We start from the raw sequence: 13962 nt of genomic DNA on the forward strand, positions 1-13962 counted from the left end.
CCCTTCGTGCCACCAGAGCCGGAGCCCTTGGTGCCACCAGAGCCGGACCCCTTCGTGCCACCAGAGCCGGACCCCTTCGTGCCGCCCGAACCGGTGCCCTTTGTGCCGCCAGAGCCGACGGGATCTTCACCGCCCGGGTCCTCGACGATGTATTCATCCAGAGATACTTTCGGCGGCAGGCCCGGACCGTGCTCGCCGATGATCTCAAAATCGCTTTCGGAATAGTAATAGCTGGTCGGATCATCGGGCAGGATGATGTCCGTCACGCCGTCAAAATGCCCCCAGGCGACCGGCTGACCATCTGCGTCCTGAAACTCGACCGATCCGCCCTGCAACCCGGTTTCCGGGTTTGTACCGACGTTGATGACAATGACCGCGCCTGTCTGGGACAGGTCAAGTACCAGACCGCCGCCATCGGCCCCCGCGTCCGGACCTGCCAGCGTGCCCATCTGATCCGCAAGATTGGACTCATACCAGCCTTCGAAGGAATCACCTTCGACACCACCGTTGTGATAGGCCTTCCCGGAACTCGCCATGTGATGCCCGGTGCCTGATGTCCCCCCGGTGCCGGACCCGTCGGGGCCTTCGTGTCCTGTCGCGGACGCGTATGTGGTGTCATTTGTCATCGGGCTTCCCTAACCTCTTTTTCTGGTAATTTTCCGGCGGGCAAGCTCCGCGCGAACATGTCATTTCGGTAGGTCACGAAAAGACCGAGGTTGCGTCGAGTTTTCAACAAAAGCCTGAAATTAAGTAATTTTTAAGGTGTCAATGTTCCGGATACGAACGGTAATCACTTGCCCCCTCCAGCGTTGTCACCGGAATGAAAACAAACGCACAGGCCGCCCAAGACCGCTTCATGCAACCGTCCCGACTCTGCGAATCAGGTGCGGTTCCCGGCAACCTCCGCGATTTTTGACGGGATTACTTACTGGCCGGACGACGGGGCGCTGGTGCCGATTGTTCATGGAAGGAACACCACATGTTGCCCACAGCGATCCGCCCTGACATGATCGAACCGGCCCTGATTTCCGGTTTGAAAGACTGGCATGGCACCGAACTGCAGCGTTGAGGGGCATGAGCGATGGAACACACGAAGAAAGAACTGGCGGTCGAGATTTGCCGGACCGCGGGCCGTACGGCCCTCACCTATTTCAAGGATCGCTCAACCCTGATTGTGGACAAAAAGGGGAACCAGGACTGGGTCAGCGAGGCGGACCGAAATGTCGAAATCCTGATCCGGCAGCATCTGAATGCCGCCTGCCCCGACGATGGCATCGTCGGTGAGGAACAGGCCAAAAAGACCGGAACAAGCGGGTTTGTCTGGGTCATCGATCCAATCGACGGAACGACAAACTTCGTCAACGGCCTTCCGGCCTGGACGATTGTGCTTGCCGGTGTGTTTCAGGGACAAACAGTAGTCGGCGTCATTCACGATCCGATCCATGATGAGACGTTTGTTGCCGTTCGCGGGGGCGGATCGACGATGAACGGGCTACCGATCCGGGTGGCGGATGGTGTTCCGCTGTCAAGCGGAACTGTTGCCGTCGGCTATTCCAATCGGGTTGCACCGGAGAATGTTCTGCCGGTTGTCAGCGCTTTGGTGGCTGAGGGGGCCATGTTCCACCGCAACGCCTCTGGCGCGCTTTCGCTGGCCTATGTCGCGGCCGGACGGCTGCTGGGATATCTGGAAGAGCACATGAACGCCTGGGATTGTCTGGCCGGGCAGCTATTGATTGCAGAAGCGGGCGGCAAGGTCGAAATGCAAGACGCTGATGAAATGATTGCCGACGGGGGCCGTGTCGTGGCCGGGACACCTGAGGTGTTTGATGCCTTGCAAGCCATGGCGAATGAGGCCTGGCCGACTTGATCGCAGATGCGCATAACCGCAGCGCCCGCACCTGACCCAGATCGCCCCCGTCAGGGCGATTTCAAGCCCCCTTCCCAGCACAGAGAATGACGGGGACGACGGTGTCGCCGCTACTGGTTTCAGCTGTCCGGCAACAGGACCGGCCCCTTGCCCGCAAAGGACATGCGCACGGCGCGTCCAACAGGCAGCGGCTCATCGACCTCGTCCTGCACGGCAAAGACCTGACCAAAGCCGCCTTCAAGGGTGTATTCCATCCGCTCGCCCACATAGGTCGCCTTGGCGACCGTCGCGGGAATGCCCTCCTCTTCGCCAATCCGCAAACGTGAGGGCCGGACCGCAAGGGTGGCGGGTCCGTCAGACAGACCGCGCGAAGGCAAAGTGTGGCGATAGCCCTCAATGTCGATTGTCGCCCTGTCCCCCTCGACACCGACAATCTGGCAGGCGATCAGGTTGGCCTCACCGATGAAATCAGCAACAAATCGGTCCTTGGGTGCTTCGTACAGGTCACGCGGGGTGCCTATCTGGGCAATGGCCGCGTTGCGCATCACGACAATCTGGTCGGAAACCGCCAGCGCCTCTTCCTGATCGTGGGTGACGTAGACAACGGTCAGCCCAAGGTCCTTTTGGATGGCGCGAATGTCCTCGCGCACCTGACGGCGCAGCTTGGCGTCGAGATTGGACAGCGGCTCATCAAACAGCAACACCTGAGGTTCCAGCACCAGCGCCCGCGCCACGGCGACGCGCTGTTGCTGGCCGCCTGACAGCTCGCTGGGCAGCCGGTCGTCATAGCCTTTGAGTCCGACCAGTTCGAGACCGTGCAGCGCGCGGCTGCGCGCCTCTGCCTTGTCGAAGCCGGAAAAGGTCAGCCCGTACCTGACATTTTCCAGCACGGTCATATGCGGAAACAGCGCGTAGGACTGAAAGACCATCGACACGTCGCGGTCTGTCGCGGGCAGTTTGGTCACGTCGCGGTCCCCGATCAGGATACGGCCCGTTGTCGCCATCTCCAGCCCCGCGATCATGCGCAGCGTCGTGGTCTTGCCACAGCCCGAGGGGCCCAGCAGCGTCACCAGTTGCCCAGACTCGACATACAGGTCGATGTTGTCCACCGCGACGACGTCCTTGCCGAACCGCTTGGACACACCTTCGAACCGGACAGGTGCGGCTTTGCTGCTGATTATGGCGTCGCTCATGTCGATTTCCCCGATCCGTGTTGGGTGCGCCGCCCGATCTGCACCCGGCCTACTACGACTTGCAGCAACCCGACGGCGGCCAGCATGACAAAGATCAGCGTGGTGGAATAGGCGATGGCAAGGCCGTAGTCGTTGTTTTCGACGCGCCCGATAATGTAACTGGTGGCCATGTCGTATTCGGCCGAGACAAGGAAGATGACCGCCGAAATGGCCGTCATCGCCCGCACAAAGCTATAGACCAGCGCCGCAAGGATCGCGGGCCGCAACAGCGGCAGGATCACACGGCGGAACGTCTGCCAGGAATTCGCCCCCAGCGTCAGTGAACTTTCGTCCAGCGATTTGTCCAACTGACTCATCGAGGCGATGCCGGCGCGCACGCCCACCGGCATGTTGCGGAAGATGAAGCTGATCACAAGAATGATGCCGGTGCCGGTGATCTCTATCGGCGGCACGTTGAAGGCAAGGATATAGCTGACCCCGATCACCGTGCCGGGAATGGCAAAGGACAGCATCGTGCCAAATTCGAACGCGTTTTTGCCCGCGAATGTCTGGCGTGTCAGCAGGTAGGCCGTGATCAACCCCACCGCAGCAGTCAGTGGTGCGGCGATGGCGGCAATTGTGATCGTGGTCCAGAAACTGTCCCATGCGGCCCCCGTCCAGCGAATGCCTTCGGCCTCGAACCTCACAGAAAAGGCAGTGACATAGTGCTTGAGCGTCAGCGTGTTGTTGACGCCCCAGAGGTCGACGACGCTGCCGTAAATGATCATGATATAGACCAGCGCCGTAAACAGCGCCCAGCCCAGCGCGACAGCCATCACAGGGATCGCCAGCCCGCTTGGCATCAGGGGATGCACGCCTGCGTCACCCTTGCCCGAAACGGTTGTATAGCTCTTTTTGCCCAGCCACGCGCGTTGCGCGTAAAACGCCGAGAGCGTGAAAAACAGCAAAACCATCGCCAGAACAGCGGCGCGTCCCTGATCGTATTGCGCGCCGACGATGGCAAAGAATATCTCTGTCGACAGCACGTCAAAGTTGCCGCCAAGAACCAGCGGATTGCCGAAATCGGCCATGCTTTCGATGAAGCCCAGCAGAAAGGCATTGGCAAGACCCGGACGCATCAGCGGCAGGGACACGGTGCGGAACACCTGCCACTTGTTGGCGCGCAGCGTCTGCGCCGCTTCCTCCATCGAGGGGCTGACACCTTCGACGACCCCGATCAGCACGAGGAATGCGATAGGGGTAAACGCCAGTGTCTGCGCGATCAACACGCCGGGCATCCCGTATAGCCACCGGGTCGGCCGCACCCCCAAGAGATCGGCAATATAAACGGTCACGGTGCCGGACAGTCCGAACAGCAGGATCAGCGCCAGCCCAATGACAAAGGGCGGCGTGATGATCGGCAGAACCGTCAGCGCCCGCAGCGCGCGTTTGTAGCGAAACCCCGACCGGGTGACGACCAATGCGAACGCAAGGCCAAGGACAGTGGTCAGAAACCCCACCGCAATGGCCAAAAAGAGCGAGTTCCAGGCAACCCCGCAGCGTGCGCCCCACAGGCATCCCACCCCCCACAGCCGGTTGTCCATGAACTTGGCAAAGAAGACGGTGATGGAATAACTGCCATCTTCGGTCACGAAGGCGGCGAACAGCATCTTGGCGATGGGAAAGAACACAAAGGCCGTCACGATCACGATGACGCCACCGATGGCGCTGACGACAAAGACATCGCCGTTGATCGCGCCGCGCGCCGCGATGCCTTGGGTGAACAGAAACAAAAAGGCCGTGGCACAGATCATCGCGCCGTAGCCCATGCCGAACTGCCGGTCGCCCAGATCGCCGAACAACGCGGTCAGCCAGTCAAAGGTGAACCCGCGAATGCCGATGCCAAAGCCTTGGGCAATCAGCCAGCCAAAGCCAAGCGCCCCGGTCAGGATCAGGATGCGCGCAAACAGCGGATCGGATTTCAACCGCCCCAGCACCAGCAATGGCAAGGCCAGCGGGATCACCAAAGGCGCCAGCCAGAGCTTTTCTCCCTGTGCGATCAGAAACGCGGCAGGGGCAAAGTCCTCATCAAAGGGGTAGCCGTTCAACAGCCACTCAAATGACCAGAAACCGTCCTCGACCCCGTACCAGGGCAGGATGCCGAACCCGACCCACCCGGCGATGATCCAGAAGATCAGTACCGGATGGGTGGTCCGCTCACTTGCGGCAACGTGCATGGGTTACTGCGGCAGAACCGAGACGTCTTCGTCCCATTTCTGAAGCAGACGCTTGCGCTCATCCGACGACCCGTATTTCACAAAGTCGTAGTCGATCAGCTTGATGCTTGCCATGTCGGGCGCCTTGTCCGAGGTCTTGGCCCCCTTGTTGGACGGCACCTGAAAGGCGTTGACCTGAAGCGCGAGGTTCTGTGCATCGACCGACAGTGCCCAGTCGTAGAACTGCTTGGCCTCGTCCATGTTGCGCGCACCCTTGACGATCGACATGGAGCCGATCTCATAGCCGGTGCCCTCACACGGGGCGACAACCTTGATCGGGAAACCGGCAACGGCCTGCGCCACGGCATCATGCATGAAGACGATGCCGATTGTGCTTTCACCACGTCCCGCCGCCTTGATCGGGGCAGAGCCGGATTTGGTGTACTGGTTTATGTTGGCATGCAGGCCCTTCATGAACTCAAAGCCCTCATCCTCGCCAAAGATCTGAATAATCGAGGCAAGCGTGGTGTAGGCCGTGCCGGACGAATTGGGGTTCGCCATCTGGACATGCTGCTTGTACTCGGGCTTTAGCAGATCCTTCCAGCAGGCTGGTTCCGGCAGATTGTTCGCAGCCAGAAGATCGGTGTTGTAGCCATAGCCAAGGGCCCCGGAATAGATGCCGATGGTCTTGTTTCCCGCACTTTCCGCCTGACGAATGGCCCAGTCATGCAATTGGTCGCGCATGGGCGACAGGTACTCTTCGGTCAGGCCCTCTTCGGCGGCTTGCAAATGCGGATCGCCGGTGCCGCCCCACCAGACATCGCCCTTGGGGTTCACCGCTTCGGCGCGGATCTGGGCAAAGGTCTCACCCGAGGACTTGCGCGTCATGTTGACGTCGATGCCGGTTGCATCCTCAAAGCCGCGTGCCATCAACTGGCACCACTCTTCCTGTGCGCTGCAATAGAATGTCAGTTTGTCCGCGTAGGACGCCGTGACAGACGCCGATAGCGCGATCAGCGATCCGGCCAATGTAAGTGTGATTTTCTTCATGTCTTTCCTCCCAGAAATGAATACTTGCCGGTTTGCCCGGCTTATTGTCTGCACGTCCTCACGATGCTTTCAGCAACGCCTTCATGCCCGGCTGTTCGGTGGGTTGCTTGGCCAATTCCGTCAGCAAGGCGGTCAGTTCGGTCTCATCGACAAGCCTGGCCGCCTTTTTGGGCGAAAACCAGTGCCGCTTGCGCTCTTTGCGCTCTTTCCAGCGCCGCTTCAGGTGTTCGACCATCATCGGATAGACTGTCACACAACAGCGCAGACTCCTGCCGTCGTCCAGCAGCTTGACATAATGGTAGGTGCCGATTGCGGTGTTTGAAATGTAACCGACCGCCCCGGCCTCTTCCATTGCCTCGATCTCGGCGGCGCGCCACGGCTTTTTGCCGTCCATCAGCCAGCCTTTCGGCATCACCCAACGGCCCGTATCGCGCGAGGTGACCATCAGCACGCGCAGCCTGCCTTTCTTGTCGCGGTGGACAGGAAGGGCGGCGATCTGCTGGGCGGAGTTGCCTGCCTGCGTCATGTCTGACTTCCCGCATATCTTGGACTTGCAAGGCGGCTGCCAAGAAGATCACCGGTCTTTTCGGCAATCGGATAGGCCAGATAACAAAGAGCGGCGTTGATCTGTTTTAGCAGTCGAAGCGTTTCCTGATGGATGTTGGTTGTCTCGACACTTGCCGCGCGCCGCTTTCTGAGCCGATTCAGATGCCGCGCCTGCAAGCGCTGCTCTTCGCGACGAACGCGGTCCTTTTCCGCAACCAGTTGGCGCGCTGCCTCTGCGTCGCCGGTCGTCAGCACGTTCAGCGCCAGTTGCGTATTCGTGACAACCTGATCATGGAACTGTTCGATATCGGCCAACCCCTGTTCGGAGAAGGAAATCGCCTCGTCGTTCATCTTTTTGGCAAGCGCCAGAAGATTGACCGCGATCTTGTCTGCCGCTTCTTCCAGGTTGTTTGCCATCGCCACCAGCTCGACAGAGCTTTGCGACTGCGCCCCGACGTCGTTTTTCTCCCGCAGTTTCGAAAGATAGATCTTGGTCTCAAAGTGCATCCGGTCGACAGCATCTTCGCGCTTTTCGATCAATTGCGCGACCTGGGGATCCCATTCGCGAAACAGCCCCATGACCGGGATCAACATGGCCTGAACGGTTTCGGCCATGCGCAGCAACTCGCGTTGACCGCACGCCAATGCGTAGTCGGTATTTTCCAAGGCGTTCGGATCAAGCGCGCTGACGGTTGTATCGGCATCAACCGTGGACGCCGGGACAAGAGCGCCAGAAATGCGGATCAGCACATGCAGCCCGAGAAGGCCGACACCCACCAGCGTTGCGTTCAGCAGGATGTGCAGCATGACGACTTGCTGCCCGGCATTCTGGCCAAGCAGCGACAAGTCGATCACGTCGAACACGATCAGGCACAACGCAGCCAGAGTGATACCGCCTCGGGCCAGCAGGTTTCCGACAACAACCTGACGCGCCGACCGGGGGGCTGCCGACAACAACACCAAGGGAACCACCGCTCCGCCAAGATTTGCGCCGATGACCAGTGCAGCCGCGACCGGAGGGGCAATCAGATCGGACGCGGCAAAGGTTGCAAACGTCAGGATCGCCGCAAGGCTGGAATGCATGATCCAGGCAAGGACCGCGCCGATCAGGAACGCGCTGAGCAGATCATTCGCAAAATAGGCAGAGATCTCCTGCACGATTTCGTTTTCGCCAATCGGTGCGGTGGCGGTGCGGATCATCTGAAGAGAGACCAGAACCAGGGCAAAGCCGATCACGATCCGCCCGACCTGCTTGGTCTTGCGGGACCGGGCATTGAAAAAGGTCGCAATGCCGATCAGCAACAGGAATGGAATGATCACCTCGACCGGCGACATCAGAACCCTTGCCATTGCGGCCGACCCCAGATCCGCCCCCAGCAACAGTGCCAGAGCCGAAGGTGGCGCCAACATTCCCGACGCGACAAAGCCACCCCCGATCAGGGCGACGGCTGTCGAGCTTTGCAGCAGCATCGCCGCGATACCACCGCCTGCGGCAGCGGAAACCGGTCGTTGGGACAGGCTTTTGAGGTGACGCCGCAACTCGGGCATGAACGCACGTTCGACCCCGGTCCGGATCAAACGGACCGACCACAACAACAGGGCGACCGCCGCAGCCAGATTTACCGAGAGAAGGATCAAAGGTGTTGCACCAAAATCAGCTTTCTTTCCCTTCCGCCAATGGCACAAACCCATGTCCGCCAGCGTGTGTTCAAAAAACATCCGCCCAGAATGCCACTTATGCAACAAAAATTATTGCAATAACGCCCGAAAGGCCACAATCCTGATGCCGGAGCACGAGACGGTGGGGCGTATGTCGGAAACCTCGGCCTCTGAGGTCAGAAAGAAGGGAAGCGCGGACCGGATCAAGAAATCCGAACGTCGGCGGCAAATCCTGCTGGAACTCAAGCTGCGCCCGCACGTCCGCATCAGCGAGTTGGCCGACCGTTTTCAGGTCTCGACTGAAACCGTGCGTAGGGATTTTGGCACGTTGGCCGACGATGGGCTGATCAGCCGGGCGCATGGTGGCGCATCGGCCCCGTCACAGGGGCACTATCCGGGGCTGGATGAACGCGCCAACGCCCTGATCGAGGAACGCGCCCGTATCGGCATGAAGGCGGCGGAACTGGTTCAGAGCGGGGAAACCCTGATGATCGATTCCGGCTCTACCACAATCCAGATGGCACGGGCGCTGGCCTACCTGGGCACACCTTGCACGGTCATCACCAATTCGATCCCGGTTGCAATGACGCTGGGACACGGCGCGGCAAAAGTCCTGTTGTGCCCGGGCGAATACCTGCCTGCTGAATCCGCGCTGGTCGGAACCGAAACACTGGAATTTCTGCGACGATTCCATGTTGATCATTGCATGATCGGTGCGTCAGGGTTGTCCGAGGAGGGGCCATCCGAAACTGTACGCGGATTCGCGGCGGTCAAGCGCATAATGCTGCGCCAGGGTGCAAGACGGCACTTGCTGATCGACGAACAGAAATTTGGCCGCAAAGGTCTCGCGCTGGTTGGATCGCTTGACGCGTTGGATACGGTCATCACCGACAGCAAGCCCAAGGGCGATTTGCTGTCCGCGCTGGATCTGGCCGACGTTCACATTTCGGTCGCAGACCAGAACTAAGAAGACAAAAAGAAGGGCGGCCCCAACGGTCGCATATCAGGAAGGGAAAAAATGTCACTTAACATCAATCACCTGCTGGGCGTATCTGCCATTGCGCTTATGACGATGGGCACAACCGCGTCTGCTCAGGATTGTCCGCGCGGCGATCTGGACGAACGCTATTGCGACGTGGACGGCGACCTGATCGCCGACATTCCGACCGACGCGGCGGACCAGATCGACCCGGACACGCTGATCTTTGCCTACACACCGGTCGAAGATCCCGCCGTCTACAAGACCGCTTGGGCGGATTTCCTGGAACATCTCGAGGCCGAGACCGGCAAGAAAGTCATGTTCTTCCCGGTTCAGAACAACGCCGCCCAGATCGAGGCGATGCGTTCGGGTCGTCTGCATATCGCGGGCTTCAACACCGGTTCCAACCCGCTGGCCGTCAACTGCGCCGGTTTCCGTCCGTTCACCATCATGGCGGCCACGGATGGCAGCTTTGGCTACGAGATGGAAATCATCACCTATCCCGATTCCGGCATCGAGACGATCGAGGACATCAAGGGCAAACAGCTTGCCTTTACCTCGCCCACGTCCAACTCGGGCTTCAAGGCGCCCTCGGCGATCCTGAAGGCGGATTACGGCATGGAGCCGGACAAGGATTTCGAACCCGTGTTCTCGGGCAAGCACGACAACTCTGTCCTGGGTGTTGCCAACAAGGACTACCAGGCCGCGGCGGTCGCCAATTCGGTCATGGGCCGTATGATCGAGCGGGACGTTGTCACCACCGACCAGATCAAATCGATCTACAAGTCGCAAACCTTCCCGACGACCGGCTATGGCGTGGTGTACAACCTCAAGCCCGAGCTGCAGGAAAAGATCAAGAACGCGTTCTTCAACTTCGAATGGGAAGGCTCCAGCCTGAAAGAAGAGTTCGAAAAGAACGGCGAAGGCCAGTTCCTTGAGATGAACTATCAGGAGTTCTGGGAGGTTATCCGCAAGATCGACGCGGCAAACAACGTGTCCTACGCCTGCCAGTAAACCACACCTTAATATGACAGGTCCCTGACGGGGCCTGTCATGAACCCCTATAAAGGGTCGATGAATGCTGCGCCTTCAAAAGCTGACGAAAACATATAAGACGGGTGATCAGGCGCTGAAGGCGATTGATCTTGAGGTTCCGGCGGGCCAGGTTCTGGCATTGATCGGACCATCGGGCGCCGGTAAGTCGACGATGATCCGTTGCATCAACCGGCTTGTGGAGCCCACCACCGGCGAAGTGCTGTTGGGCGATACCGACCTTGCCAAACTGGGCACCTCGGCGCTGCGCAAGGCGCGCCGGTCCATGGGCATGATCTTTCAAGAATATGCGCTGGTCGAACGCCTGACCGTGATGGAAAACGTGCTGTCCGGTCGTCTTGGCTATGTCGGCTTTTGGCGCAGTTTCCTGCGCCGTTTCCCGCAGTCGGATGTGGACGAGGCATTTCGCCTGCTCGACCGCGTCGGGCTGCTGCACATGGCCGACAAGCGCGCCGATGAACTGTCGGGAGGTCAACGCCAGCGCGTCGGCATCTGCCGCGCCCTGATCCAGAATCCCAAGCTGCTGCTGGTGGATGAACCCACCGCCTCGCTTGACCCCAAGACAAGCCGCCAGATCATGCGGCTGATCACGGAGCTGTGCCAGGAACGCGGGTTGGCGGCGATCATCAACATCCACGACGTGGCGCTGGCACAGATGTTCGTGCCGCGCATCGTCGGGCTGCGGTTCGGCGAAATCGTGTTTGACGGCCCCCCGACCGGGCTGACCAGCGACAAGCTGACAGAAATCTACGGCGAGGAAGACTGGGAAGCGACCATCGAAAAGGTCGAGGACGACGAAGACATCGAGGCTGCCGAATGAGCCATCGAGAGCTGGACGACATGCTGGGCAAAGGCTGGCGCAAGCCGCCCTTTATAGCCAACCCAAAGTTGCGGTGGGCGCTGCTGGCGGGCTTCGTCGCTTACCTGATCGCCGCATTCCTGACCATCGAGGTGGATTGGGCGCGCGTCTATGCCGGTCTTGACCGGGGATGGCAGTTTGTCCTGTCCTTCACCCGGCCCGATTTTGTCTCTCGCGCCAGCGACATCTGGGAGGGGCTTCTGGAGAGCATCGTGATGACCGTGGCCGCCTCTGTGGTTGGCATCGCCATCTCCATTCCCATCGGTCTGGGCGCCGCCCGGAACATCGCGCCGATGCCGGTCTATCTGGTCTGCCGTGGTATTGTCGCAGTCAGCCGCGCGCTACAGGAAATCATCGTCGCGATCCTGCTTGTGGCCATCTTCGGCTTTGGTCCCCTGGCGGGGTTCCTGACGCTGTCCTTTGCCACCATCGGGTTCCTGTCCAAGCTGCTGGCCGAAGACATTGAATCCATGGACCGCGTACAGGCCGAAGCGGTCAAGGCCAGCGGCGCGCGCTGGATGCAGTATATCAACTATGGCGTCCAACCGCAGATCCTGCCCCGGCTTGTCGGCCTGTCCATGTACCGGATCGACATCAATTTCCGCGAAAGCGCGATCCTTGGCCTTGTCGGCGCGGGCGGCATTGGCGCGACACTCAACACCGCGTTTGACCGCTATGAGTACGACACGGCGGCGGCGATCCTGATCCTGATCATCGTGATCGTCATGGGGCTGGAATACCTGTCGGGCGTTATTCGGGCGAGGGTGCAGTAATGCCGGTCATCGAACAGGGCGGAACACAGATCTGGAAGCGCCGCACCAGACGCGAAAGCCTGCTGCGCTGGTTTGGCTGGCTCTTGGGTGTCGCGGTTTTCATGATCTGCTGGCAGCGCATCTCCGACGCCACAACATGGTTCTTTGTTTGGGACGCGCCGCGCATCGCCAACGACATCTGGACCCGCGCAACGCCGCCTCGTTGGGAATATATCACCCAGCTTGGCCGCCCAATCTGGGACACGCTGAACATTGCCACCCTTGGCACGATCATCGCGCTGTTCCTGTCGGTTCCGGTGGCCTTTCTGGCGGCGCGCAACACAACCCCGTCGCGGGTGTTCATCCGCCCCATCGCCCTGCTGATCATCGTCTCGACACGATCGATCAATTCGCTGATCTGGGCGCTGTTGCTGATCGCCATCATCGGTCCCGGCGTGTTTGCTGGTGTCGTGGCCATCGCAATCCGGTCCATCGGCTTTTGCGCCAAACTGCTCTACGAGGCGATCGAAGAGATCGACCATGGACAAGTCGAGGCGGTCACCGCCACGGGTGCGTCGCGCTGGCAGGTCATGGCTTTTGGCATCGTGCCGCAGATCATGCCGGCCTTTGCGGGGGTGGCGGTCTTTCGGTGGGACATCAACATCCGGGAATCGACGGTTCTGGGACTGGTGGGCGCAGGCGGCATCGGGCTGCAACTGTCGTCGTCACTGAACGTGCTCGCATGGCCGCAGGTCAGCCTGATCCTTCTTGTGATCCTTGCGGCGGTTGTGATCAGTGAATGGGTATCGGCCAAGGTGCGGGGCGCCATCATATGACGGGTCTGACCGCCGAAGAGGCTTTTGCAGCCTACGAAGCGGTCAGGCACCGTCTCCCAAAGGCCGTGGCGCCACACTGCCCTCCCCGGCATGTGGCGACACTGGCCGAGATCGCGGATGCGTTTGACGTCTTTCTACTGGATGCCTTCGGCGTTCTGAACATCGGAGATACGGCGATTCCCGGCACTGCAGGGCGCATCGCGGATTTGCGGGCGGCGGGAAAATCCGTCTCCGTGGTGTCGAACGCCGCCAGCCTGCCCGCGCCGGAGCTGTTGAAAAAATACCGCCGGCTGGGGTTTCAATTCGACCTCGCCGACATTGTGACCAGCCGCATGGCGCTGGCCGTCGCGATAGCCGAACATCGTGACCTGCGGTGGGGCGTCATGGCACCCGAAGGTTCGGCGTTTGACGATTTTTGCGCGATGGACTTTGTCCTGCTGGGAGACGAACCTCGCGCATACGACGATGCTGATGGCTTTGTGCTGATGGGCAGCGGGTCGTGGACCGCTCACCGCCAGTCCTTGTTGGAAAACGCACTGCGGGCAAAGACCCGGACAGTTCTGGTCGCAAACCCGGATATTGTCGCGCCGCGCGAAAGCGGCTTTTCGCAGGAACCGGGCTTTTTTGCGCATCAGTTGGCGGACCGCGTCGGCGTCGAGCCGGTGTTTTTCGGCAAACCCTTTCCCAGCGTTTTTGATCTAGCTTTGTCCCATCTTGGCACGGTCGACAAGTCGCGAGTCATCATGGTTGGCGACAGTCTGCACACCGATATTCTGGGTGCGCAGACCAGCGGCATCAGCTCTGCCTTGATCTCGGACTACGGCTTTTTTGCCGGCATGGACGTCGAAAACGCCATGCGGCGCGCCGAAATCCATCCCGACTTCGTTGTGTCCCGACCCTGACGGTCCAGGATTGCGGCGCGCAGCGGGTGCAGATGTCATCCCTGCCGGACCCAGTTTGACAGTCATGGGCT

Annotated in this window: 13 protein-coding genes; 7 read left to right on the forward strand and 6 right to left on the reverse strand. The window is 60.1% G+C overall.

Translation table 11 applies throughout. The annotated features are described in order from the left end of the window. A partial coding sequence (locus CHB90_RS26555; RefSeq protein WP_212591589.1) for a hypothetical protein occupies positions 1–626 on the reverse strand: 626 nt, incomplete at its 3' end. 455 nt (positions 627–1081) lie between these two features. Between CHB90_RS26555 and CHB90_RS10320 the strand changes: the two genes are divergently transcribed. Beyond that, the gene (locus CHB90_RS10320) at positions 1082–1867 is read left to right on the forward strand and encodes an inositol monophosphatase family protein (protein WP_089277791.1); all 786 of its coding nucleotides are present in this window, start codon (positions 1082–1084) and stop codon (positions 1865–1867) included. Between the two features lie 119 nt (positions 1868–1986). Here CHB90_RS10320 and CHB90_RS10325 read toward each other — a convergent pair whose 3' ends face one another. Genes CHB90_RS10325 through CHB90_RS10345 form a run of 5 tightly spaced genes read right to left on the reverse strand, consistent with a single transcriptional unit; the run spans position 1987 to position 8489 of the window. Next, on the reverse strand, positions 1987–3060 hold the full coding sequence (locus CHB90_RS10325; protein WP_089277792.1) for an ABC transporter ATP-binding protein: 1074 nt from the start codon (positions 3058–3060) through the stop codon (positions 1987–1989). Then, positions 3057–5276 (reverse strand): ABC transporter permease, encoded by a 2220-nt coding sequence (locus CHB90_RS10330; RefSeq protein ID WP_089277793.1) that lies wholly within the window; start codon positions 5274–5276, stop codon positions 3057–3059. The genes CHB90_RS10325 and CHB90_RS10330 overlap by 4 nt, the downstream gene beginning before the upstream one ends. A gap of 3 nt (positions 5277–5279) precedes the next feature. After that, on the reverse strand, positions 5280–6305 hold the full coding sequence (locus tag CHB90_RS10335; RefSeq protein WP_089277794.1) for an ABC transporter substrate-binding protein: 1026 nt from the start codon (positions 6303–6305) through the stop codon (positions 5280–5282). 58 nt (positions 6306–6363) lie between these two features. After that, positions 6364–6831, reverse strand: coding sequence for an NUDIX hydrolase (locus tag CHB90_RS10340; RefSeq protein ID WP_089277795.1), 468 nt, complete (start codon positions 6829–6831; stop codon positions 6364–6366). Then, positions 6828–8489 (reverse strand): Na/Pi cotransporter family protein, encoded by a 1662-nt coding sequence (locus CHB90_RS10345; protein ID WP_089277849.1) that lies wholly within the window; start codon positions 8487–8489, stop codon positions 6828–6830. The genes CHB90_RS10340 and CHB90_RS10345 overlap by 4 nt, the downstream gene beginning before the upstream one ends. 145 nt (positions 8490–8634) lie before the next feature. On the opposite strand from CHB90_RS10345, the gene CHB90_RS10350 reads away from it, so the two are divergent. The 6 genes from CHB90_RS10350 to CHB90_RS10375 all read left to right on the forward strand — a co-directional run bounded on the left by CHB90_RS10350 (position 8635) and on the right by CHB90_RS10375 (position 13891). After that, complete coding sequence (locus CHB90_RS10350; RefSeq protein ID WP_245823220.1) at positions 8635–9477, forward strand: DeoR/GlpR family DNA-binding transcription regulator; 843 nt, start codon at positions 8635–8637, stop codon at positions 9475–9477. 51 nt (positions 9478–9528) lie between these two features. Then, positions 9529–10503, forward strand: coding sequence for a phosphate/phosphite/phosphonate ABC transporter substrate-binding protein (phnD, locus tag CHB90_RS10355; RefSeq protein WP_089277796.1), 975 nt, complete (start codon positions 9529–9531; stop codon positions 10501–10503). Between the two features lie 64 nt (positions 10504–10567). After that, on the forward strand, positions 10568–11362 hold the full coding sequence (gene phnC, locus CHB90_RS10360) for a phosphonate ABC transporter ATP-binding protein (protein WP_089277797.1): 795 nt from the start codon (positions 10568–10570) through the stop codon (positions 11360–11362). Continuing rightward, entirely contained in the window at positions 11359–12174 is an 816-nt protein-coding gene (phnE, locus tag CHB90_RS10365) for a phosphonate ABC transporter, permease protein PhnE (RefSeq protein WP_089277798.1), read from the forward strand. The genes phnC and phnE (CHB90_RS10365) overlap by 4 nt, the downstream gene beginning before the upstream one ends. Continuing rightward, positions 12174–12989, forward strand: coding sequence for a phosphonate ABC transporter, permease protein PhnE (gene phnE, locus CHB90_RS10370; RefSeq protein ID WP_089277799.1), 816 nt, complete (start codon positions 12174–12176; stop codon positions 12987–12989). Before phnE (CHB90_RS10365) ends, phnE (CHB90_RS10370) begins: the two co-directional genes overlap by 1 nt. After that, complete coding sequence (locus CHB90_RS10375; protein ID WP_089277800.1) at positions 12986–13891, forward strand: TIGR01459 family HAD-type hydrolase; 906 nt, start codon at positions 12986–12988, stop codon at positions 13889–13891. Before phnE (CHB90_RS10370) ends, CHB90_RS10375 begins: the two co-directional genes overlap by 4 nt. Positions 13892–13962 lie beyond the last annotated feature (71 nt).

The sequence above is a fragment of the Antarctobacter heliothermus genome (assembly GCF_900188425.1).
In the GTDB taxonomy this organism is placed as follows: domain Bacteria; phylum Pseudomonadota; class Alphaproteobacteria; order Rhodobacterales; family Rhodobacteraceae; genus Antarctobacter; species Antarctobacter heliothermus.

Excerpts from the sequence above, each read along its gene's own strand:
- CHB90_RS10320 (WP_089277791.1), top strand. The coding sequence starts at position 1,082 with ATGGAACACACGAAGAAAGAACTGGCGGTCGAGATTTGCCGGACCGCG.
- CHB90_RS10325 (WP_089277792.1), bottom strand. The coding sequence starts at position 3,060 with ATGAGCGACGCCATAATCAGCAGCAAAGCCGCACCTGTCCGGTTCGAA.
- CHB90_RS10330 (WP_089277793.1), bottom strand. The coding sequence starts at position 5,276 with ATGCACGTTGCCGCAAGTGAGCGGACCACCCATCCGGTACTGATCTTC.
- CHB90_RS10335 (WP_089277794.1), bottom strand. The coding sequence starts at position 6,305 with ATGAAGAAAATCACACTTACATTGGCCGGATCGCTGATCGCGCTATCG.
- CHB90_RS10340 (WP_089277795.1), bottom strand. The coding sequence starts at position 6,831 with ATGACGCAGGCAGGCAACTCCGCCCAGCAGATCGCCGCCCTTCCTGTC.
- CHB90_RS10350 (WP_245823220.1), top strand. The coding sequence starts at position 8,635 with ATGCCGGAGCACGAGACGGTGGGGCGTATGTCGGAAACCTCGGCCTCT.
- phnD (WP_089277796.1), top strand. The coding sequence starts at position 9,529 with ATGTCACTTAACATCAATCACCTGCTGGGCGTATCTGCCATTGCGCTT.
- phnC (WP_089277797.1), top strand. The coding sequence starts at position 10,568 with ATGCTGCGCCTTCAAAAGCTGACGAAAACATATAAGACGGGTGATCAG.
- phnE (WP_089277798.1), top strand. The coding sequence starts at position 11,359 with ATGAGCCATCGAGAGCTGGACGACATGCTGGGCAAAGGCTGGCGCAAG.
- phnE (WP_089277799.1), top strand. The coding sequence starts at position 12,174 with ATGCCGGTCATCGAACAGGGCGGAACACAGATCTGGAAGCGCCGCACC.
- CHB90_RS10375 (WP_089277800.1), top strand. The coding sequence starts at position 12,986 with ATGACGGGTCTGACCGCCGAAGAGGCTTTTGCAGCCTACGAAGCGGTC.